General features: G+C 29.1%; 22 protein-coding genes, 1 tRNA gene and 3 pseudogenes. 18 read left to right on the top strand and 8 right to left on the bottom strand.

Annotated elements, in window-relative coordinates; genetic code table 11:
* The first annotated feature begins 119 nt into the window (after nt 1-119).
* Nucleotides 120-341 (top strand): hypothetical protein, encoded by a 222-nt coding sequence (locus tag PG913_RS09945; protein ID WP_271230577.1) that lies wholly within the window; start codon nt 120-122, stop codon nt 339-341.
* Between the two features lie 34 nt (nt 342-375).
* Here the strand turns inward: PG913_RS09945 and PG913_RS09940 are convergent, their stop codons facing one another.
* Entirely contained in the window at nt 376-1116 is a 741-nt protein-coding gene (locus PG913_RS09940; RefSeq protein ID WP_333780751.1) for an ABC transporter substrate-binding protein, read from the bottom strand.
* Between the two features lie 4 nt (nt 1117-1120).
* Nucleotides 1121-1933: an orotidine-5'-phosphate decarboxylase gene (pyrF, locus tag PG913_RS09935; RefSeq protein WP_271230576.1), complete on the bottom strand. Its 813-nt coding sequence runs from the start codon at nt 1931-1933 to the stop codon at nt 1121-1123.
* A gap of 63 nt (nt 1934-1996) precedes the next feature.
* On the opposite strand from pyrF, the gene PG913_RS09930 reads away from it, so the two are divergent.
* The 9 genes from PG913_RS09930 to PG913_RS12950 all read left to right on the top strand — a co-directional run bounded on the left by PG913_RS09930 (nt 1997) and on the right by PG913_RS12950 (nt 7557).
* Nucleotides 1997-3073, top strand: a complete 1077-nt coding sequence (locus PG913_RS09930; protein ID WP_271230575.1) for an ABC transporter permease — start codon at nt 1997-1999, stop codon at nt 3071-3073.
* A gap of 1 nt (nt 3074) precedes the next feature.
* Nucleotides 3075-3554, top strand: coding sequence for a TlpA family protein disulfide reductase (locus PG913_RS09925; protein WP_271230574.1), 480 nt, complete (start codon nt 3075-3077; stop codon nt 3552-3554).
* Nucleotides 3555-3569: 15 nt separating this feature from the next.
* A complete protein-coding gene (locus tag PG913_RS09920; RefSeq protein WP_271230573.1) occupies nt 3570-4064 on the top strand; it encodes a TlpA family protein disulfide reductase in 495 nt (164 codons plus the stop codon).
* Between the two features lie 47 nt (nt 4065-4111).
* Nucleotides 4112-4603 (top strand): TlpA family protein disulfide reductase, encoded by a 492-nt coding sequence (locus PG913_RS09915; RefSeq protein ID WP_271230572.1) that lies wholly within the window; start codon nt 4112-4114, stop codon nt 4601-4603.
* 25 nt (nt 4604-4628) lie between these two features.
* A complete protein-coding gene (gene tpiA, locus PG913_RS09910; RefSeq protein ID WP_271230571.1) occupies nt 4629-5387 on the top strand; it encodes a triose-phosphate isomerase in 759 nt (252 codons plus the stop codon).
* Nucleotides 5388-5396: 9 nt separating this feature from the next.
* Entirely contained in the window at nt 5397-6236 is an 840-nt protein-coding gene (gene prmA / locus PG913_RS09905; protein ID WP_271230570.1) for a 50S ribosomal protein L11 methyltransferase, read from the top strand.
* The gene (locus PG913_RS09900) at nt 6237-6512 is read left to right on the top strand and encodes an ATP-dependent Clp protease adaptor ClpS (protein ID WP_271230569.1); all 276 of its coding nucleotides are present in this window, start codon (nt 6237-6239) and stop codon (nt 6510-6512) included.
* A gap of 1 nt (nt 6513) precedes the next feature.
* On the top strand, nt 6514-6786 hold the full coding sequence (locus PG913_RS09895; protein WP_271230568.1) for a hypothetical protein: 273 nt from the start codon (nt 6514-6516) through the stop codon (nt 6784-6786).
* Between the two features lie 405 nt (nt 6787-7191).
* On the top strand, nt 7192-7557 hold the full coding sequence (locus tag PG913_RS12950) for a VF530 family protein (protein WP_333780750.1): 366 nt from the start codon (nt 7192-7194) through the stop codon (nt 7555-7557).
* Between the two features lie 68 nt (nt 7558-7625).
* On the opposite strand, the gene PG913_RS09885 is transcribed toward PG913_RS12950, so the two are convergent.
* The 4 genes from PG913_RS09885 to PG913_RS09870 all read right to left on the bottom strand — a co-directional run bounded on the left by PG913_RS09885 (nt 7626) and on the right by PG913_RS09870 (nt 9607).
* Nucleotides 7626-7699, bottom strand: a tRNA-Arg gene (locus PG913_RS09885).
* A gap of 83 nt (nt 7700-7782) precedes the next feature.
* A complete protein-coding gene (locus PG913_RS09880; RefSeq protein ID WP_271230567.1) occupies nt 7783-8007 on the bottom strand; it encodes a putative signal transducing protein in 225 nt (74 codons plus the stop codon).
* Between the two features lie 12 nt (nt 8008-8019).
* Complete coding sequence (locus PG913_RS09875) at nt 8020-8172, bottom strand: SsrA-binding protein (RefSeq protein ID WP_271230566.1); 153 nt, start codon at nt 8170-8172, stop codon at nt 8020-8022.
* A gap of 97 nt (nt 8173-8269) precedes the next feature.
* Entirely contained in the window at nt 8270-9607 is a 1338-nt protein-coding gene (locus tag PG913_RS09870; protein ID WP_271230565.1) for an HlyD family secretion protein, read from the bottom strand.
* Nucleotides 9608-10055: 448 nt separating this feature from the next.
* Between PG913_RS09870 and PG913_RS09865 the strand changes: the two genes are divergently transcribed.
* Entirely contained in the window at nt 10056-11003 is a 948-nt protein-coding gene (locus PG913_RS09865) for a calcium/sodium antiporter (RefSeq protein ID WP_271230564.1), read from the top strand.
* A 232-nt stretch (nt 11004-11235) separates the two neighbouring features.
* Here PG913_RS09865 and PG913_RS09860 read toward each other — a convergent pair.
* Nucleotides 11236-12259: pseudogene (locus PG913_RS09860) on the bottom strand (glutamine synthetase beta-grasp domain-containing protein).
* A 191-nt stretch (nt 12260-12450) separates the two neighbouring features.
* Here PG913_RS09860 and PG913_RS09855 point away from each other — a divergent pair.
* Both PG913_RS09855 and PG913_RS09850 read left to right on the top strand, forming a co-directional pair.
* Nucleotides 12451-14635 (top strand): annotated as a pseudogene (locus tag PG913_RS09855) (glutamine synthetase III family protein).
* Between the two features lie 81 nt (nt 14636-14716).
* Nucleotides 14717-15895: an AIR synthase related protein gene (locus tag PG913_RS09850; RefSeq protein ID WP_271230563.1), complete on the top strand. Its 1179-nt coding sequence runs from the start codon at nt 14717-14719 to the stop codon at nt 15893-15895.
* A gap of 61 nt (nt 15896-15956) precedes the next feature.
* Here the strand turns inward: PG913_RS09850 and PG913_RS09845 are convergent, their stop codons facing one another.
* Nucleotides 15957-16553: a Crp/Fnr family transcriptional regulator gene (locus PG913_RS09845; RefSeq protein WP_271230562.1), complete on the bottom strand. Its 597-nt coding sequence runs from the start codon at nt 16551-16553 to the stop codon at nt 15957-15959.
* A gap of 66 nt (nt 16554-16619) precedes the next feature.
* Between PG913_RS09845 and PG913_RS09840 the strand changes: the two genes are divergently transcribed.
* From PG913_RS09840 to PG913_RS09825, 5 genes and pseudogenes are all read left to right on the top strand, one after another.
* Nucleotides 16620-17081, top strand: a complete 462-nt coding sequence (locus PG913_RS09840; protein WP_271230561.1) for an HPP family protein — start codon at nt 16620-16622, stop codon at nt 17079-17081.
* Nucleotides 17071-17241 carry a globin domain-containing protein gene (locus PG913_RS09835; protein ID WP_271230560.1) on the top strand — a complete coding sequence of 57 codons (171 nt, stop codon included), beginning with the start codon at nt 17071-17073 and terminating at the stop codon, nt 17239-17241. The genes PG913_RS09840 and PG913_RS09835 overlap by 11 nt, the downstream gene beginning before the upstream one ends.
* 23 nt (nt 17242-17264) lie before the next feature.
* Nucleotides 17265-17402: pseudogene (locus PG913_RS12945) on the top strand (nitric oxide dioxygenase); the annotation flags it as partial.
* A gap of 21 nt (nt 17403-17423) precedes the next feature.
* A complete protein-coding gene (locus tag PG913_RS09830; RefSeq protein ID WP_333780821.1) occupies nt 17424-18275 on the top strand; it encodes an FAD-binding oxidoreductase in 852 nt (283 codons plus the stop codon).
* 149 nt (nt 18276-18424) lie between these two features.
* Complete coding sequence (locus tag PG913_RS09825; RefSeq protein WP_271230558.1) at nt 18425-19318, top strand: TonB-dependent receptor; 894 nt, start codon at nt 18425-18427, stop codon at nt 19316-19318.
* Nucleotides 19319-19386: the final 68 nt, after the last annotated feature.

The raw sequence follows: 19386 nt of genomic DNA, 5'->3' as shown, positions 1-19386 counted from the left end.
AATCGATGAGGTGTTTTTTTGTACAATTATATTTTTTTGATATCAATTAGTGTTTTTTAAATTATTTTATGGTTTATTAAAAATATATCTTGCTGATAATTAAATATTTACGTATTTTTATGACTAACCTAATCAACGTAACCATGACAAGAGTTAATCAATTACAAGAGTATAGAGAATATCTAGAAAAAAGATATACTAAATTAGTAGAACGTGCCAATGATTATAAATATGAAGACGAATGTAAAAGCGATAGATCTGCTTTTAAAGCAATGAGAGTATTAGAGAAACTGAATAGAGTACGATATTTAGATGAAGATTTATCAAATCCTAGTATGTAGTTTTTTAAAGTAATCAAAAGATTTTAATAGTCTGCTACCATGCCATTGAAAATAGTTCGCCATCAACCAATATTATGTTGGCATTATTACAGTGTTTTTTTATTTCGATAATGTGTTTTTCTTTAAAGGGATAAGGTTCAGATGAAAGTAAAATTACATCAGGATTTCCATCTTTAATTATATTTTTTAAATCAATTTCAGGATATCGTTCTTTGTTACTATAAATATTTTTAAAATTATTTAATTCTAAAAGATGGTTAATAAAAGTATTGTTTGCTGCAACCATCCAAGGATCTTTCCAAATAAAATAAGCAACTTTTTTCTGGCTTGAATTTTTAATAAATTGCTGAAAATTATTTAGTTTTTCATCTAATGATTTTGTTATAATATTTGCAACTGTTTTACATGAGAAAATTTCTCCGTACTCATTTATAAGGTTTTTAGAATCATCAAAAGTAAAAATTTCAGAAACATGAGTTGGCGCAATTTTTTTACAAGCTTCAACAATTTCTTTGGTGTTTTCTTCTTTGTTGCAAAGAATAATATCAGGATTTAAGGCTTTTATTTTATCAATATGAATGGTTTTTGTACCACCAACAACTGTTTTGTTTTTTCTTAAATAATTTGGATGCACACAAAATTTAGTTACACCAACAAGAAATTCCTCTAGTCCTAAGTCAACTAATAGTTCTGTTTGACTAGGGACTAAAGAAATAATTCTTTTTGGAGTTTTATTTAATTCAAAAACAGTATTTAATTGGTCTTTGAATTGCATATTTTTAGTTTAAAATATCTTGCATTTGTAATTGTAAATCTTTTGCTTTTTCGGCAGCAGCTTGTGCAAAATCATATTTATTAGAAGCGTAAATAATTCCACGAGATGAATTAATCAGTAAACCAACATTTTTGTTCATTCCGTATTTACAAACATCTTGTAAATTACCACCCTGAGCGCCAACACCTGGCACTAATAAAAAGCTATCAGGAACAATTTTTCGTATTTCTGTAAAGTACTCCGCTTTGGTAGCACCTACTACGTACATTAAGTTTTCTGAATTTTTCCAAGTAGTAGACGTTTCTAAAACTTGTTTGTAAACTTCTTTACCATCTATCATTTTTGTTTGAAAATCAAATGCACCTTGGTTAGATGTTAACGCCAACATAATAGTATGTTTATCTTCAAAAGCTAAAAAAGGTTCTACAGAATCTTTTCCCATATAAGGCGCAACTGTAACCGAATCAAAGGCTAAATCTTCAAAAAAAGCTTTGGCGTACATTGTTGAGGTATTACCAATATCACCACGTTTAGCATCTGCAATAGTAAAAATTTCAGGATGTTTTTCGTTGATGTATTTGATTGTTTTTTCTAAAGATTTCCAACCTTTTATTCCGTAAGCTTCGTAAAAAGCTGTATTCGGTTTGTAGGCAACGCATAAATGATGTGTAGCATCAATAATAGCTTTGTTAAAGGCAAAAATAGGATCTTCCTCTTTTAATAAATGTGTAGGGATTTTAGTTAAATCGACATCTAAACCGATGCATAAAAACGATTTCTTTTTGTTAATTTGCTTAACTAATTCTTGTGTAGTCATGTGTTATTGTAAAAGTTAAGCAAAAGTACGCTTTTTTAACACTTTCTATTATCTTTGTTAGATATGTTTCAATATGTAATTAATAAAATTTTCTACGGATTTTTAACTTTGTTTGGCGTAGTAACGGTTATCTTCTTTTTATTTAATGTGTTGCCTGGCGATCCTGCAAGGATGATGTTAGATCAACGAGAGGATACGGAACAGCTTCAAAATATCAGAAAAAAATATGGTTTTGATAAACCGATATTTACACAATATTTATATTATTTAAATGATGTTTCTCCGTTGTCGTTGCACAGTAATAATGTTGATGATTACACTTTTTTATCCGATGAAAAATATACATCGCAAAAATTAGTATCAATTGGAGCTGTTAATTTGGTAATTAAATACCCGTATTTACGACAATCATTTCAGAAGAACGGTAAAAATGTATCCGAAGTAATATCAGAAACATTACCAAATACCGCTGTTTTAGCTGTTTTTGCTATTGTAATCGCTTTATTTCTAGGGATTTTTTTAGGAATTTTATCAGCATTATATAAAGATACTTTTTTCGATAGAATTATAGCTGTACTTAGTACTTTAGGAATGAGTGTTCCTTCTTTCTTTTCGGCAATTTTGGCGGCTTGGTTTTTCGGATTTATACTTCATGAATATACTAGTTTAGAAATGACAGGTAGTTTATATGAAGTAGATGATTTTGGCGAAGGAATGCATATTCAGTGGAAAAATTTAATATTACCTGCAATAGTATTAGGAGTTCGTCCGTTAGCAGTAGTTATTCAGTTAATGCGTAATTCGTTATTAGAAACCTTAAATCAAGATTATATAAGAACGGCAAAAGCAAAAGGATTAACAATGTATCAAGTAATTAAAAAACATGCGTTAAAAAATTCTTTAAATCCTGTGGTAACAGCAATTTCAGGATGGTTTGCTTCTATGTTAGCAGGTGCGGTTTTTGTAGAGTATATTTTTAACTGGAACGGATTAGGAAAAGAAATTGTAAATTCATTAAATACACTCGATTTACCTGTAATAATGGGGAGTGTGTTAGTAGTAGCAACCTTATTTATCAGCATTAATATATTGGTTGATGTTGTTTATAGTTGGTTAGATCCACGAATTAAATTAAATTAAGATGAAATATTTTTTATGTTTTATAGTATTTTTAATATTACAAAGTTGTGCTGTTTTTCAACCAAAATCGTTTACGAACGAAGCTTTAGATGAAAAATTAGTAACCATAACAAGAGATTCTATCACCTTAAAAGAAATTTTTGAAAACAATAAAGGGAAACAACAGCTTATACAAGTTTTTGCAACGTATTGTCCTTTTAGTCAGCGTAGTTTTAAAGATGTAATTAAGTTTCAGAAAGAAAATCCATCGTTTAAATATGTTTTTTTATCCGTAGATCATTCTTATTTTGATTGGAAAAGAGGACTTGAAAACATCAAAGTAAAAGGACAACATTATTATATTCCTAAAAAAGGAAAAGGAAAATTGGCGAAATTTTTAAAGTTAAAAACAATTCCAAGATTTATGATTGTTGATAAAAAAGGAGAAATTTCACTTTTTAAAGCATCAAGTGTATCAAAAAAAGTAAACAATAAATATTAATTAAAAGTAAAGAAGATGATAAAAAAGATAGTATTCGTTTTTGTAACAATGTTATTATTCAGTTGTTCAGTTGAAAATCCTACTGAATTTTCAAAAGAAGCCTTAGAAGATGTTTTTACTTCAATAGATAAAAAAGAAGAGGTAAAGTTTAGAGATATTTTAGCAAAAAATAAAGGCAAAAAAATAGTAATTGATGTTTGGGCATCTTGGTGTACAGATTGTTTAAAAAGTTTACCAGATGTTAAAAAATTACAAGAGAAAAATCCTGAAGTTGTATTTTTATATTTGTCTTTAGATAGAGATTTAGATTCTTGGCAAGAAGGAGTTCAAAGATTAAATATAAAAGGACAACATTATTTTATGCAATCGGGCTGGGAAGGACGCTTTGGGAAATTTTTAGGTTTAAGCTGGATTCCTCGTTATTTAGTAATTAATGAACAAGGAAAAATAGTTGTTTTTAATGAAACAAAAATAACTGATAATTTAATAACTAAACAAGCTAAAAAATAATGTATTTTTAGCTGAAATATATTTTAAGAAATTTTTTAAAAAAATCATTGAAAAAAATTATTTACCTATTCGTTTTTGTTTTATTTGCATCTTGTAACGCAGATAAGCCTGCTGCATTTCCAGAAGAAGTTTTAAATGAAAAATTTTTAACTGAAACAGAAGAAACTATAACGTTTAAAGATATCCTTGCAAAACATAAAGGAAAGAAAATAATGTTTGAAATTTGTGCTTCTTGGTGTGCCGAATGTGTATCTGGAATTCCTAAAATAAAAGAATTAAAGGCTGAAAACCCTGACGTTGTTTTCGTTTTTTTATCGATTGATAAATCAATTAAACAATGGAAAAAAGGAAATGTTAGGTTCTTTAATATAGAAGGAGATCATTATTATTTACCTGCAGCACTTAAAGGAGGCTATGCAACAAGTTTAGGTATAAAAGATGTACCAGGATATATGGTGGTTAATGAACGTGGTATTATTTCTTTGGCAAATGTAACAGAACCATTTGACCCAAGATTAGCAGCAGCATTAAAACAGTAGTAAAAACATAAATTATAAAGTCATTTTGAGAAAAAAGATAGTCGCAGGTAATTGGAAGATGAATAAAAACCTTGATGAAACGAAACGGTTAATCAAGCAAATAAAGAAAGGGACAGGGAAAAAAGTAGGTAAAGATACTAGAGTAATTATAGCACCTAGTTTTGTAAATTTAAATACTGCAGTTAAAAGAACTAAAAAATCTAAAATTGAAGTAGCAGCTCAAAATATACATCAATTTAAAAGCGGTGCTTTTACAGGAGAAGTATCTGCGGATATGTTAGCTTCTTTAGGTTTGAATTTGGTAATAATAGGACATTCTGAACGTAGAGAATATTTTGGTGAAACAGATGTTATTCTTGCTCAAAAAGTAGATACTGCGCTTGAAAATAATTTAGAAATTATTTTTTGTTTTGGTGAAGTATTAGAAGATAGAAAATCTGATAATCATTTTAAAGTTGTAGAAAGTCAATTGAAAAATGGATTATTTCATCTGAAGAAAGAAGATTTTGCTAATATTATTTTAGCATACGAACCTGTTTGGGCAATTGGAACTGGTGAAACAGCATCACCAGAACAAGCTCAAGAAATGCATGCTTTTGTTAGAGCAACTATAGCAAAAGAATATGGTGATACAATAGCAAACGATATTTCAATTTTATACGGTGGAAGTGTAAAGCCTGAAAATGCAGAAGAGATTTTTTCGAAAGCAGATGTAGACGGAGGATTAATTGGTGGAGCAGCTTTAAAAGCAGAAGACTTTGTAACGATTATTAAATCAATATAATCAAAAATAATGGATAATATTTATATAGAATATAATTTTGAAGTAACTCCTAAAGATCCAGCAACTGAAATTTTAATTGCTGAATTAGGTGGTATTGGTTTTGAAAGTTTTGTAGAAGTTGAAAATGGCGTAACAGCATATATTCAAAAAAATGATTGGAAAGAAAATATCTTAGAAGATGTTTTTATATTAAAATCTGAAGAGTTTTCAATATCTTTTAATCATAAAGAAATTGAACAAACAAATTGGAATGCTGAATGGGAAAAGAATTTTAATCAAATTCAAGTAGATGATTTAGTAAGTATAAGAGCGCCATTTCACGAGAACCCTAATTTAAAGTACGATATTGTTATTGAGCCAAAAATGAGTTTTGGTACAGGTCATCATGAAACAACTCACGTGATGGTACAGCATTTAATTGATTTAGATATCACCAATAAAAAAACATTAGACATGGGCTGTGGAACAGGAATTTTAGCAATTTTTGCTGAAATGAAAGGCGCACAACCTATTGATGCTATTGATATTGATGCTTGGTGTTATGAAAATTCAGTAGAAAACGTAGAAAGAAATGGGGGTAAGCATATTTCGGTTTTTGAAGGAGATTCATCTTTATTAACCGATAAAAAGTATGATGTTATTATTGCAAATATCAATCGTAATATTTTATTGAGCGATATGGAAATATATACAAGTTGCTTGAATAAAAAAGGTATTTTATTATTAAGCGGTTTCTATAGTGAAGATATTCCTCTGATAGATGCGGAAGTTTCAAAATACGGTTTAACATTAAAGAAAACAATTAAAAGAAATAATTGGGTAGCTTTGCAGTATCAAAAAACAGTGTAAATGAGTACGATAGAGAAAATACAAGAAGAGCTTGATGTTTTGGTAGAAGAAACAAAACAGCGTGAAATTATTTTACATAATGATGATGTAAATTCTTTCGATTTTGTAATCGATAGTTTGATTGATGTTTGTAATCATACACCAGAGCAAGCAGAGCAATGTTCTGTGTTAGTTCATTATAAGGGTAAATGCGCCGTAAAAACAGGTGAGTATAAAGATTTAGAACCAAGATGTAGTAAGTTGTTACAATTAGGTTTATCCGCAGAAATAATTTAATATGGAAAGTATTTTTAGGTATTACGAATTTTCTGATTTTATAAATGATAAATCGGCTTCTTTTTCGGGAAATGAAATTTGCTACACAGTATTAAATGAAGAACATTTTTTAATTTTTGAGAAAGATAAAGAAACTTATAACTTATATGTTTCTAAATATAATAATGAAAATGAAATAGGTGTTAAGCCTCCTGAAATACTAGAGGTACTAGTTGAAAAATATAATAAATCAATACCAGCTCATCGTGTATTTTTAAGGAAATATTTATATTAAAAACTCAAAAAAAAACTTTTTTTGAGTTTTTTTTTGTTTTAATGTGACGCTTTAAATATAAGCGTGTCTTATATAGTGTAAGTAGTTTACAAAATAAAAATAAGAAATATAAAAGCTTTAAAATGTCCTCGGTTACTTCTCTGAGTAAGATAAATGCCTATAGATTCCCTTTTTAGGAACCTTCGGAAAAGAGAAGTTTTAATAGATTTTAAAGTATTAAAAATAGTAGTAGTTAGTTTTTATACTAAGTTTGGTTAGATGAAAAGGCCTTAAGCGGAAGCTTAAGGTCTTTTCTATTTTATATATTTTCGTTTTTTTAATATAATTTGTTTTAAAAGGAGCTTCTGAAATTAAAAATAAGTAAATTTTAATTCCTAATTTTGATTAAAAATAGGGTAATTAATAATGGATATCAATAATAATAATAATCAGCCAACTGATAAACAGCAGGAGTCAAAGTTTTCAGAAGATGTAGCGTTAAAAAATGAGGAAAACTCGAAGGAAGAAAAACCTGTTAAACGAAAAAGAAGACAGGCTACTCAAGAACAATTAAATAATCCACTTCACGGAGTAAAATTAGCTCAAATTTTAGAGAGTTTAGTTGCGTATTATGGTTGGGAGTATTTGGGTGAGCGTGTTAATATTCGCTGTTTTAAAAATAATCCTTCTATGAAGTCAAGTCTTGGTTTTTTAAGAAGAACAACTTGGGCTAGAGAGCATGTTGAAGATGTTTATTTAGATATGTTAAAAGAAAAGGAAGAATTTAAATAAAAAACACTTTAAAGTTAGAAGTAAAATTATGAGCAAAAAAAACACTAAGAATAATCTTAGTGTTTTTGTGACCTTGACAGGATTCAAACCTGTAACCTCTTGAGCCGTAATCAAGTGCGCTATTCAGTTGCGCCACAAGGCCGTTGTATTGTGAGTGCAAATCTACAACTGTTTTCTGGTTTAAAAAAATAAAATTGTATTTTTTTTCACTTTTTTTAAAAAAAATTATTCTAACTCTTTTTTGAAGTTATTTATTATTTCTTTAGATCTCTCGTTATCAGATTTATATATGAATAATTCAGAAGAATCACCTGTAGAACCAAAACCAGCTAATCTTCCAGATTCTTTTGAATCTTTAATTAAACTAGGTATTTTTGCTTCATCAAGTAAAAAAGCAAGTCTATTTGCTAAAATTGAAGTTCCTGTGTATACTTTAATATGTTCTTTCATAATTTAAAATTTTTAATCTAATGAATTTATAGTAATAAAGGCACGCCACCCAATAATTGCTAATTGAATTTTAGATGCATTAGAAATATCTAAATTTCTTTTTGTAAAAGAGGGTAGTAGTAGTTTATTTATTTTTGCTATGGCTTTAAAAAAATATTTTTTCATTTCAATGTTTAATTCTACCTCAAAAATACTTTAAAAAATATCTTATTACTATTAGATGAAGTATCTTTTACTTCATCTAATAGTAATAATACTAATTTTATTTTTTATTTTCCATCATTTTTTTAGCAAGATCAGCACCAATTAATGATTGTAATAAATTTCCATTATTTCCATTTTTACTTCCTTCAATATAAGTAGATGGTAGTTTTAGGTCTTTTATTTGCTGTGCTACTCCTACAGCTGTTTTATATTCCCATTCTGCTTTTTCTTGTGGTGTTAAACCAGCGCTTACTAATTTAGCATTTTCATAGTATTGAGCATCAGCAGCAACTTTTTTACTTTTAGCTTTATATTGTTCAACTTCAAATTGCTTTTTTTCTTTTATTAGATTAAATCCAGCAACTTTAGCTTCTGTTTCTGCTTCTATAGTTTGTTGAATTTGAATTTTTTCTAATCTAGCTCTTTCTTTTGCTTTTTCAGATTCTCCTTTTGCAACTTCTTTTTTAGCTCTATAATATTCACGTTCGGCTTGTTGTTTTTCTAATTGAGTTTGTGCAACTTCATTTTTTTGTAAGTCTAAACGTTCATCAAAAGAAGCTTCCCAATCTATACCTGTTACTTGAGCTTGGTAAATTTTTAAACCATATTGTTTTAAAGTGTTAGAGTTATCTCTACTAATACTACCATCTTTAGCTCTTTTTATTCTAAACTTTTTTTGTTTGCTTGATTTTCCAATTTTTATTTTTCTAATAGTAGTTGTATCTCCTACAATTTCATTATTATTTTCAGCTTCGTAATATTGTTCTACTTGATACATTCCATTTTCTAATTGATCTCTAAAATATCTATCAAAATCAGAAGCTTGTCCAGAAATATAATCTTGAGCATCCATTAATTTACAAGTGTTTTTTATAGCAGCATCAATATTTGGTAAAACTCTTCCGTAAATCAATTTAGATTCACTTCTATTTCTATCTGCCATGTTTAAGAAAACAGCTTCATCATTAATGTTTACACCAACAATTACAGAGGTACTTATTTCAGCTTTAATAGCATCGCTAAACTCCCATTTTTGAGCTTTTCTATTATAAATTCCTCTATCACTTTTTGGTAATTCACTTTCATCTTTAACGATAATGTCTTTTATTGATGTTTCATATGATAAAGGAATAATTCTTCCCCACCATTTTAATTTTAAACCTTGTGTGGTTATCATTTTATCACCTCCTGATACGTATTGTACGGCATAAGCTGTACCTGCATCTGCATAAAAAAACATTCCTGTTATAATACTCATAAAAGCACCAAGTGTTGTTAACTGAATACTTCTTTTTAAAGTAAACCAAGTTAATATTTTATTGTCTTTTATAATAGATTTTAATACAATGGTTATTAATCCTGTAATAATTAGTAATACTCCGATAAATGTTAGCATAAATTTTTGTTTGGTTTTAAAGATTGATTAATATAAAAAGGTGATAATTGTTGCAATTTTTATTGCGATAATTATTAGTTTAAGCGTAATAGCAATCATTTTTTTTGAATTTTAAGTTCGTTAGTTTTTTGAATTTTTTATGAATATATAGTAAAGCCAAGTATATTTCCAAAAAGATATTTATAGTTTGATTTATTTGAATTTAAATAATAACTTAAACAAGATTAAATGGTTTAACTATGAAATGTTGTTATCTACTAATGTGTTTTAATTTGTAATTAAATAATTTATTTATTGTTTTAAAGTGTAATAATGTAAAGGGTTTTTGTTCTTTTTTTTTAAAATTAAATTAAAATAAGTGCTGATAAATGTTGTTTTGCTCTTTTTTAAAGCTTTTTTGTGTTTGTTTATTTTCAAGTCAAAGTTCTATATTTGCGTAAAAAATATATTGATGGATATTGTATACATAGCATTAGGATTGTTATTATTAGTTCTTGGAGGAAATTGGCTTTTAAAAGCAGCTGTAGGATTATCATTAAAATTAAACATTCCTAAAGTAGTAATTGGGATGACGGTTGTTTCTTTTGCAACCTCTGCACCTGAATTGATTGTTAGTATTAAATCGGCTTTAAGTGGTTCGCCTGGTTTGGCTGTGGGAAATGTAATTGGTTCTAATATTGCAAATATTGGTTTGGTATTAGGTATTACATTAATTTTATCGACAATTGAAGTTGAGAAAAATTTTTATAAAACAGATTGGCCTATAATGATGCTTGCATCTGGATTATTATATTTCTTTATTGCTTTTGATAATGTAATTCAACAGTATGAAGGTATTGTTTTATTTACAGTATTAGTAGTGTTTTTAGTTTACTTATTGCGTTTTCAGAAAACACCAATTGAAGTTGATGAGATTTCAGAAGATGATGAAAATATGCCCATATATAAAGTTATCGCTTTTTTAACAATTGGAGGTTTCTGTTTGTGGTTAGGTTCTGAATGGCTGATTGATGGAGCTACAAATTTAGCTAAAAGTATGGGGGTAAGTGATGCTATTATTGGTGTTACAGTAGTTTCAGTAGGAACAAGTGTACCTGAATTAGCAGCATCAATTATTGCAGTATTAAAAAAGGAAAAAGCTATTTCTTTAGGAAATTTAATTGGTTCAAATGTATTTAATATTTTGGCAGTTTTAGGTATTACTTCAATTATTACGCCTATAAAATTAGGTACTGATGCTTTAAGTTTAGTTAATAATGATATTTATTGGATGTTAGCAATATCATTTATAGTGTTGCCATTTGCATTTTTCCCAAAGAAATTACGTTTAAACTGGATACACGGAATTATATTATTAGTCGCTTATACAGCATTTGTATATTTAAAATTGAGTTAAGTATTTGTTTAAAAAATAGAATTGAGGTTATTAGTTTTAGCAAGATTTCTAGCCCCGATTGAAGCAATTGTTTGAGCTCTTTTTTATTTTTTTCTTTTGAAAAATAAAAAAAGCGAGTGCGGAAAGCGGGAAATAGCTTCAAATAATTTTTATTATCTGATAAAATATAGCACAAAAAAAAGCCTTTAAATTAATTTAAAGGCTTTTTTATATTCGTATCTTTTAAAAGATATTATAAGTTGTCACAAACTGGTTTTACCGTTTGTATAATTCTTGAAGCAATTTTATAAGGATCTCCGTTTGAAGCAGGTCTTCTGTCTTCTAAATACCCTTTCCAATCGTTATCAACAGTTATAATAGGAATACGGATTGAAGCACCTCTATCAGAAATACCATAACTGAAATCTGTAATAGCTGCCGTTTCGTGTAAACCTGTTAAACGTTGGTCGTTGTGAGCTCCGTAAATATCAATATGTTCTTTAGTTACTGGTCTGAAAGCTTCACATATTTTCATGTAAGTTTCTTTAGATCCACAAGTTCTTAACACGGTGTTAGAGAAGTTAGCGTGCATTCCAGAACCATTCCAATCTCCTTTTACAGGTTTTGGGTGATACTCGATGTAGTAACCATATTGTTCTGTTAATCTGTCTAATAAATATCTAGCAATCCAGATTTCATCACCAGCAATTTTTGCACCTTTAGCAAATAATTGAAATTCCCATTGCCCTGAAGCAACTTCTTGGTTAATTCCTTCAAAGTTTAAACCTGCATCAATACATAAATCAGCATGTTGTTCTACGAAATCTCTACCGTGAGTATTTCTGCCACCTACAGAACAGTAATACATTCCTTGAGGTCCAGGATATCCGCCAACAGGGAATCCTAAAGGAAGTTGTGTTGCGCTATCCATGATAAAATATTCTTGTTCAAAACCGAACCAGAAATCGTTATCATTATCATTAATAGTAGCACGAGCGTTAGATTCATGCGGAGTTCCATCAGCATTAAGAACTTCAGTCATTACTAAGTACCCATTAATACGAGCAGGATCTTGATAAATAGCAACAGGTTTTAAAACACAATCAGAAGCGCCTCCTGAAGCTTGTTTTGTAGAAGACCCGTCAAAAGACCAGTTTTTTAACTCTTCAAGTGTTCCTTGAAAATTTTCAGTGTTCTTCAACCTTTGTTTTACTTCTTAGGTTTTGAGTTGGTTTGTAACCATCTAACCAAATGTACTCTAACTTAATTTTTGCCATGATGCTTTAAGAATCTATTATTTATAATCAAATTCGATGCAAAAATAAATAATTTATATTGTATGCTAAAATTTATAGGGGTAAAATATTTGAAATTAACTTTAATTTAATTTACCCCTATTTTTTTAGGGGGTGTTGTTTGTTTTTGATAAAATTATGTATTTTTGATGTCAAAATTCATACCTTATACTATGTCAACTTTAAGATTTAACGCTTTAAAAGAAACTTTAAATAGAAAACCTGTTTTTATTGAAGTAAAAGGGCGTCGTTCAGAATTGTTCGGGAAAAACGTTTTTAATGAGCAAGCAATGCGTCAGTATATGACAAAAGATGCGTATAAAAGTGTCATGGATGCAATTGAGTTCGGAAATAAAATTGATAGAAAAATTGCCGATCAAATTGCGGTAAGTATGAAAGATTGGGCATTATCTAAAAATGCGACTCACTATACACATTGGTTTCAGCCATTAACAGGTGCAACAGCAGAAAAGCACGATGCTTTTTTTGAAACTATTGAAGGCGGTGGTGCTATGGAACGCTTTGATGGTGGACAATTAGTTCAGCAAGAACCAGATGCTTCTAGTTTTCCGCGTGGCGGGATAAGAAACACTTTTGAAGCTCGTGGTTATACTGCTTGGGATCCAACATCGCCAGCATTTGTGTATGGTACAACATTATGTATTCCAACGGTTTTTGTCGCTTATACAGGCGAAGCTTTGGATAATAAAGCACCTTTATTGAGAGCCTTGCAAGCTGTTGATACAGCAGCAACAGCAGTTTGTAAATATTTTGATAAGAATGTTTCTAAAGTAAATGCAACTTTAGGATGGGAACAAGAATATTTTTTAATTGATACAGCTTTGGCGGCTGCTCGACCTGATTTAATGATGACAGGAAGAACACTTTTAGGGCATTCTCCTGCAAAAGGACAACAATTAGATGATCATTATTTTGGTTCAATTCCTGATAGAGTGATGAGTTTTATGCGTGACCTAGAGCAAGAATGTATGTTGTTAGGAGTTCCTGTAAAAACACGTCATAATGAAGTTGCACCAAATCAGTTTGAGTTAGCGCCAATTTTTGAAGAAGCTAATTTAGCTGTAGATCATAATTCATTATTAATGGATGTGATGGAAAAAGTATCACAACGTCATCAATTTAAAGTTTTGTTTCAACTGAAAAACCTTTTGAAGGAATCAATGGTTCAGGAAAGCATAATAATTGGTCTTTAGCAACCAATACAGGTGTTAATTTATTGAGTCCAGGGAAAACTCCGATGAAAAATTTACAGTTCTTAACCTTTTTTGTAAATACTATAAAAGCAGTACATGACTATGAAGCATTAATCAGAGCATCGATAGCAAGTGCAAGTAATGATCATAGATTGGGAGCAAATGAAGCTCCGCCAGCAATTATATCGGTATTTATCGGGTCGCAATTATCCGAAGTATTAGATGAATTAGAAAACGTTACAAAAGGAAAATTATCGCCTCAAGAAAAAACAGATTTAAAATTAAACATTGTAGGTAAAATTCCTGAAATATTATTGGATAATACGGATAGAAACCGAACTTCTCCTTTTGCTTTTACAGGAAATAAATTCGAATTACGTGCAGTAGGTTCTTGGTCTAATTGTGCAGGACCGATGACGGTTTTAAATACGATTATCGCGAAGCAATTAAAAGAATTTAAAATTGAAGTAGATAAATTAGTCGATGCTAAAAGTCTTAAAAAAGATGAAGCTATTTTTAATGTATTAAGAGAATATATTAAGGAATCAAAAAAATTAGGTTTGAAGGCGATGGTTACGGAATTGAATGGGAAAAAGAAGCTGAAAAACGTGGTTTAAGTAATAATAAAACAACTCCCGAGGCTTTAAAAGCAAAAGTTTCTGAAAAATCAATTTCACTTTTTGAAGAAATGAATGTGATGAATACCATTGAAGTGGTTGCTCGTCGTGAAATTGAATTAGAAGAATATTCAATGCGTATTCAAATTGAAAGTAGAGTATTGGCAGATGTTGCAAGAAATCATGTTATTCCTACGGCAATTCAATATCAAAATACATTAATCGAAAATGTAAAAGGTTTAAAAGAGATTTTTGGAAACGGTTTTGAGCAATACGCCAAAGAACAACTTGATTTAATCAAAAAAATATCAGGACATATTGCAGGAATCAATTCTAAAATTGAACAAATGACCGAAGAGCGTAAAATAACAAATACGTTTGTTGGGCAGAAAAATGCAGATAATTATTGCAATAAAGTAAAACCCTTTTTTGATGAAATACGCTACCATTGCGATAAGTTAGAATTATTGGTTGATGACAATTTATGGCCTTTAACAAAGTATAGAGAATTATTATTTATCAGATAAGTGAAATATCAAAAAGTATTAAATTTCTGATACTTCTTGTAAAAAGATTAATTAAATTTGCAGTCAACAACAACATAACACATGAGTCAAGAAATATCTAAGCGTTACGCGCAAAGAGGAGTGTCAGCTTCAAAAGAAGATGTTCACAATGCTATAAAGAATATTGATAAAGGTTTATTTCCAAAAGCTTTTTGTAAAATAGTTCCAGATTATTTAACCAATGATGAAGATTATTGTTTGATTATGCACGCCGATGGTGCAGGAACAAAATCATCATTAGCATATATGTATTGGAAAGAAACAGGAGATATTTCTGTTTGGAAAGGAATTGCCCAAGATGCATTAATAATGAATATTGATGATTTATTATGTGTTGGAGCAACCGATAATATTATGTTATCGTCTACAATAGGACGTAACAAAAGTAAAATTCCTGGTGAAGTTTTATCAGCAATTATTAACGGAACAGAAGAGTTAATCGAAGACTTAAAAGGTTTTGGTGTAACTATTCATTCAACAGGTGGTGAAACTGCTGATGTTGGTGATTTAGTACGTACTATTATTGTAGATTCTACTGTAACAGCTCGTATGAAACGTACTGATGTTGTTGATAATGCAAATATTAAAGCTGGTGATGTAATTGTAGGTTTGGAGTCTTTCGGACAAGCAACTTATGAAACTGAGTATAATGGTGGAATGGGTTCTAACGGATTAACATCTGCTCGTCATGATGTTTTTGACAACTATTTAGCAACCAAATATCCTGAAAGTTTTGATGCAGCTGTTCCTGAGGATTTAGTGTATTCTGGGAAAATGAAATTAACAGATGCTGTTGAAAATTCTCCAATTGATGCAGGTAAATTAGTTTTATCTCCAACAAGAACATACGCACCAATTATTAAAGAAATTTTATCAAAATTTAATTCTGATACGGTTCACGGAATGATTCATTGTTCTGGTGGAGCGCAAACTAAAATTTTACATTTTGTTGATGAGTTACATATTGTAAAAGATAATATGTTTCCAGTTCCGCCTTTATTTAAATTGATACAAGAGCAATCAAAAACAGATTGGAAAGAAATGTATCAAGTATTTAACTGTGGTCATAGAATGGAAATTTATGTATCTCCTGAAGTTGCAGATGATATTATAGCGATTTCAAAATCGTACAATGTGAATGCACAAATTGTAGGTAGAGTAGAAGCTTCTGAAACCAAAAAACTTACTATAAATAGTGAATTTGGGACTTTTAATTATTAAATAAAAGTATATTATAAAAAAAAGCCTCAGTAAAACTGAGGCTTTTTTTTATGTTTTAAATTTAATAATATATTTTTTTGTTAATGATTTTTACTAATTTTTTAGCTTCCATTTTTTTGATGGTTCTAATTGTAGCTTCAATACTTAAGCCTAGTAAACCGGCGATGTTTTTTCTTGTAAAATCTATTTTTAAATTAAAAGGTAGGTTGTTTTCGTGAATATCATTTTTTAAGTAATTTAAAAGAGTTAAAATAGCTTCTTCCGCAGAATTAGATGTAATACCATTTGCTATAGTTGCTTTAAAATAAAGTCTTTTAGAAATCATTTTTGTAAAAGCATAATGCACTTCATTATTATTTAATAATAGCTCTTTAAAAATTTCTTTTTTTAAACGATAAACCTTTAATGAGTTTAAAGCTATTGCGTTTGCAGGATAATTTGTATCAATTAACAAAGGTGGTTCACCAAAACTTCTGTTTTTACCAAAAATACCTTGAATAAATTCATTACCACTTTCATTATAATAATTCATTTTTACACCACCACTTATAATTTGATAGTAGTATTTAGGACTATTTCCTTTTTCAAAAAGATACTCTCCTTTTGAAAAATGAACGATTTCACAACCATATTCTTTTAATGTTTTTTCTTTTATCATATGATTTAAGTCATAGGTTATTACAAATATAGTAAAGTAGTTTTGCCACTCAACAAAGTTAAGAAAATGAATAACATAGTAAACTACTTACTATCAATAGCATGTTTTACCTGTATTTATTTGTTTCATAAATTTTTATTTAATGGAATTGAGACTACTTATATTATAGCAGCTTTTGGAGCTTCTGCAGTTTTAGTTTTTTCAAATAATACTATTAAACATGCACCGATTAAAATTTTTTTAAGTTCGATTTTAGCAGCTTTTATTGGTGTATTGTTAAATGAGTTTGATTTCGATTTAATCATTAAAATAATACTAGCAATAAGTACTTGTGTTTTAGTAATGAACTTGATGGACATTAGTTATCCACCTGCAGGAGCTATAACTCTTATTCCGTTGCTATCTAATTCAGAAATACAAGCTTTAGGGTATTGGTATATTTTATATCCAATTACAACAGGTTTGTTAATTATTTATTCATTTTCAAGACTAAAAGACAAATTAAATACAATTAATTATGGCAAGTAAAAAAACAATTGAAATCGTAAAATCAACAGCACCAGTTTTAGAACAACACGGAGAAGCTATTACGAAAGTTTTTTATAAGTTACTTTTTGAAAATCATCCAGAGTTAAAAGATACTTTTAACGTGACGAATCAAAAAAAGGAAATCAACAAAAAGCATTAGCAAGTGCTGTTTTTAAATATGCACAACACATCGATAAATTAGAAATGTTAGGAGGTATGGTAGATACTATTGTGCAAAAACACGTTAGTTTATCAATATCAAAAGAAGCTTATCCTATTGTTGGTGAAAATTTATTAGCAGCAATTAAAGATGTTTTAGGAGATGCAGCAACACCAGATATAATGGATGCTTGGGCAGAGGCTTATGGAGATTTAGCAGCTATTTTTGTTAGCAAAGAAGAGGTTGTTTATACTGATAAAGAAAATGGTATAGGTGGTTTTAGAGGAATGAAAGAGTTTGTAGTAGTCGATAAAATAGCCGAAAATGATATAATTACATCGTTTTATTTAAAAAGAAAAGATGGTGAACCTGTACCAAAATTTATTGCAGGGCAATATATTTCTTTAAATATCGAAATACCAAATACAGCTCATAAGCATACTCGAAATTATAGTATGTCAGATTCAAATGATAAAGATTATTTAAGAATTAGTGTTAAAAAAGAGGTTGGAAATCCTGATGGAATTGTATCAAATTATTTACATTCTGATGTTGCTGTAGGTGATACTTTAACAATAGGAATGCCTTCAGGAGAATTTGTTTTAAAAGAAGCTACCCAACCATTAGTTTTAATAAGTGGGGGTATAGGAATTACGCCTGTATTAAGTATGTTTAAAGAAGCCGTTAAAAATAAAAATCAAGATGTTATAATTATCCAATGTGCTTTAAATAGCGATACTCATGCTTTTAAAAGTGAAATTGATGCCTTATTGGGTACTAATTCAAAATCGATATCAATTTATAGCACACCTCTAAATAATGATGTTTTCGGTGAGGATTATCATTATCAAGGATATTTAACAAAAGAGATGTTAAATGATTTAGGGATTTCTAATAATAGCGATTTCTATTTTTGTGGACCAACGCCTTTTATGGCAAGTGTTTTAGATATTTTAGGTGATTTAAATGTTAATAATGATCATATAAATTATGAATTTTTTGGACCTGTAGAGGAATTATCTCTTGTTCACTAATTATATTAATTTTATATAATAGCTCTTTTAGGTTTTTAAACTAGAAGAGCTGTTTTTTTATCAATATAAAATTTTCATATTTTCTGATAAAAGCTAATTTGTTTCTGTTGAACATTATGTATTTTAGCTAGCTGAAAATTGTTTTATTTATGAAGAAAATATTTCTATTGATAATTGTATTACAAACATTAATTGTTGTAAGTCAAGATAAAAATAATGGTGTTATTTCAGGGAAAATAATTGATGCAAAAACAAGAGATGTTCTTCCTTTTGTAAATGTGTTGGTTTATGGAACTACAAAAGGAGTTGTTTCTGATGAAAATGGTGGGTTTAAAATAACTAATATTCCTTTAGGATATAATAAAATACAAGTATCATTTATTGGTTATGAAACCTTAATTTCTGATGAATATTTAGTTACAAATGATAATATTCCGTTTGTAACCATCGAGTTAAAAGAAAGTGATACTAATTTAAACGAAGTTGAGGTAAAGGCTAATTTGTTTAAAAAATCGGTACAAAGTCCTTTGTCTTTGCAATCTTTAGGAGTTGCCGAAATTGAAAAAAACCCTGGAGGAAATAGAGATGTTTTAAAAGTAATTCAATCTTTTCCTGGTGTTGCTTCTAATCCTGGTTTTAGAAATGATATTATAATTAGAGGAGGCGCAACATCTGAAAATAAATTTTATTTAGATGGTATTGAAGTTCCTGTAATTAATCATTTTCAAACACAAGGCGCAACTGGTGGACCTGTAGGAATTATGAATGCCGATTTAATTCGTAAGGTTGATTTTTATTCGAGTGCTTTTCCTGCTAATAGAGGAAACACGTTAAGTTCGGTTATAGAATTTACACAAAAACGAGGAAATCCAACTGCTTTAAATACAAGAGCTACTTTAGGAACTTCTGATGCAGGAATTACTTTAGATGGTCCTTTAGGTGATAATACTACTTTTATGTTGTCTGTTCGTCAATCATATTTGCAGTTTTTATTCAAGCTGATAAAATTACCTTTTTACCAACTTATAACGATTTTCAGTTAAATGTAAAATCGCAATTATCAAAAAATAGTGAATTATCAATAATTGCTTTAGGAGCAATCGATAATTTT

The organism is Tenacibaculum pacificus, from assembly GCF_027941775.1.
Classification (GTDB): Bacteria; Bacteroidota; Bacteroidia; order Flavobacteriales; family Flavobacteriaceae; genus Polaribacter; species Polaribacter pacificus_A.
Note: the sequence above shows the minus strand (reverse complement) of the source record. Positions and strands in the feature narration are given on the sequence as shown.

What these genes read in the sequence shown, in the direction of transcription:
- PG913_RS09945 (WP_271230577.1), top strand. Translation starts at nt 120, where the DNA reads ATGACTAACCTAATCAACGTAACCATGACAAGAGTTAATCAATTACAA.
- PG913_RS09940 (WP_333780751.1), bottom strand. Translation starts at nt 1,116, where the DNA reads ATGCAATTCAAAGACCAATTAAATACTGTTTTTGAATTAAATAAAACT.
- pyrF (WP_271230576.1), bottom strand. Translation starts at nt 1,933, where the DNA reads ATGACTACACAAGAATTAGTTAAGCAAATTAACAAAAAGAAATCGTTT.
- PG913_RS09930 (WP_271230575.1), top strand. Translation starts at nt 1,997, where the DNA reads ATGTTTCAATATGTAATTAATAAAATTTTCTACGGATTTTTAACTTTG.
- PG913_RS09925 (WP_271230574.1), top strand. Translation starts at nt 3,075, where the DNA reads ATGAAATATTTTTTATGTTTTATAGTATTTTTAATATTACAAAGTTGT.
- PG913_RS09920 (WP_271230573.1), top strand. Translation starts at nt 3,570, where the DNA reads ATGATAAAAAAGATAGTATTCGTTTTTGTAACAATGTTATTATTCAGT.
- prmA (WP_271230570.1), top strand. Translation starts at nt 5,397, where the DNA reads ATGGATAATATTTATATAGAATATAATTTTGAAGTAACTCCTAAAGAT.
- PG913_RS09900 (WP_271230569.1), top strand. Translation starts at nt 6,237, where the DNA reads ATGAGTACGATAGAGAAAATACAAGAAGAGCTTGATGTTTTGGTAGAA.
- PG913_RS09895 (WP_271230568.1), top strand. Translation starts at nt 6,514, where the DNA reads ATGGAAAGTATTTTTAGGTATTACGAATTTTCTGATTTTATAAATGAT.
- PG913_RS12950 (WP_333780750.1), top strand. Translation starts at nt 7,192, where the DNA reads ATGGATATCAATAATAATAATAATCAGCCAACTGATAAACAGCAGGAG.
- PG913_RS09880 (WP_271230567.1), bottom strand. Translation starts at nt 8,007, where the DNA reads ATGAAAGAACATATTAAAGTATACACAGGAACTTCAATTTTAGCAAAT.
- PG913_RS09875 (WP_271230566.1), bottom strand. Translation starts at nt 8,172, where the DNA reads ATGAAAAAATATTTTTTTAAAGCCATAGCAAAAATAAATAAACTACTA.
- PG913_RS09870 (WP_271230565.1), bottom strand. Translation starts at nt 9,607, where the DNA reads ATGCTAACATTTATCGGAGTATTACTAATTATTACAGGATTAATAACC.
- PG913_RS09850 (WP_271230563.1), top strand. Translation starts at nt 14,717, where the DNA reads ATGAGTCAAGAAATATCTAAGCGTTACGCGCAAAGAGGAGTGTCAGCT.
- PG913_RS09845 (WP_271230562.1), bottom strand. Translation starts at nt 16,553, where the DNA reads ATGATAAAAGAAAAAACATTAAAAGAATATGGTTGTGAAATCGTTCAT.
- PG913_RS09840 (WP_271230561.1), top strand. Translation starts at nt 16,620, where the DNA reads ATGAATAACATAGTAAACTACTTACTATCAATAGCATGTTTTACCTGT.
- PG913_RS09835 (WP_271230560.1), top strand. Translation starts at nt 17,071, where the DNA reads ATGGCAAGTAAAAAAACAATTGAAATCGTAAAATCAACAGCACCAGTT.
- PG913_RS09830 (WP_333780821.1), top strand. Translation starts at nt 17,424, where the DNA reads ATGGATGCTTGGGCAGAGGCTTATGGAGATTTAGCAGCTATTTTTGTT.
- PG913_RS09825 (WP_271230558.1), top strand. Translation starts at nt 18,425, where the DNA reads ATGAAGAAAATATTTCTATTGATAATTGTATTACAAACATTAATTGTT.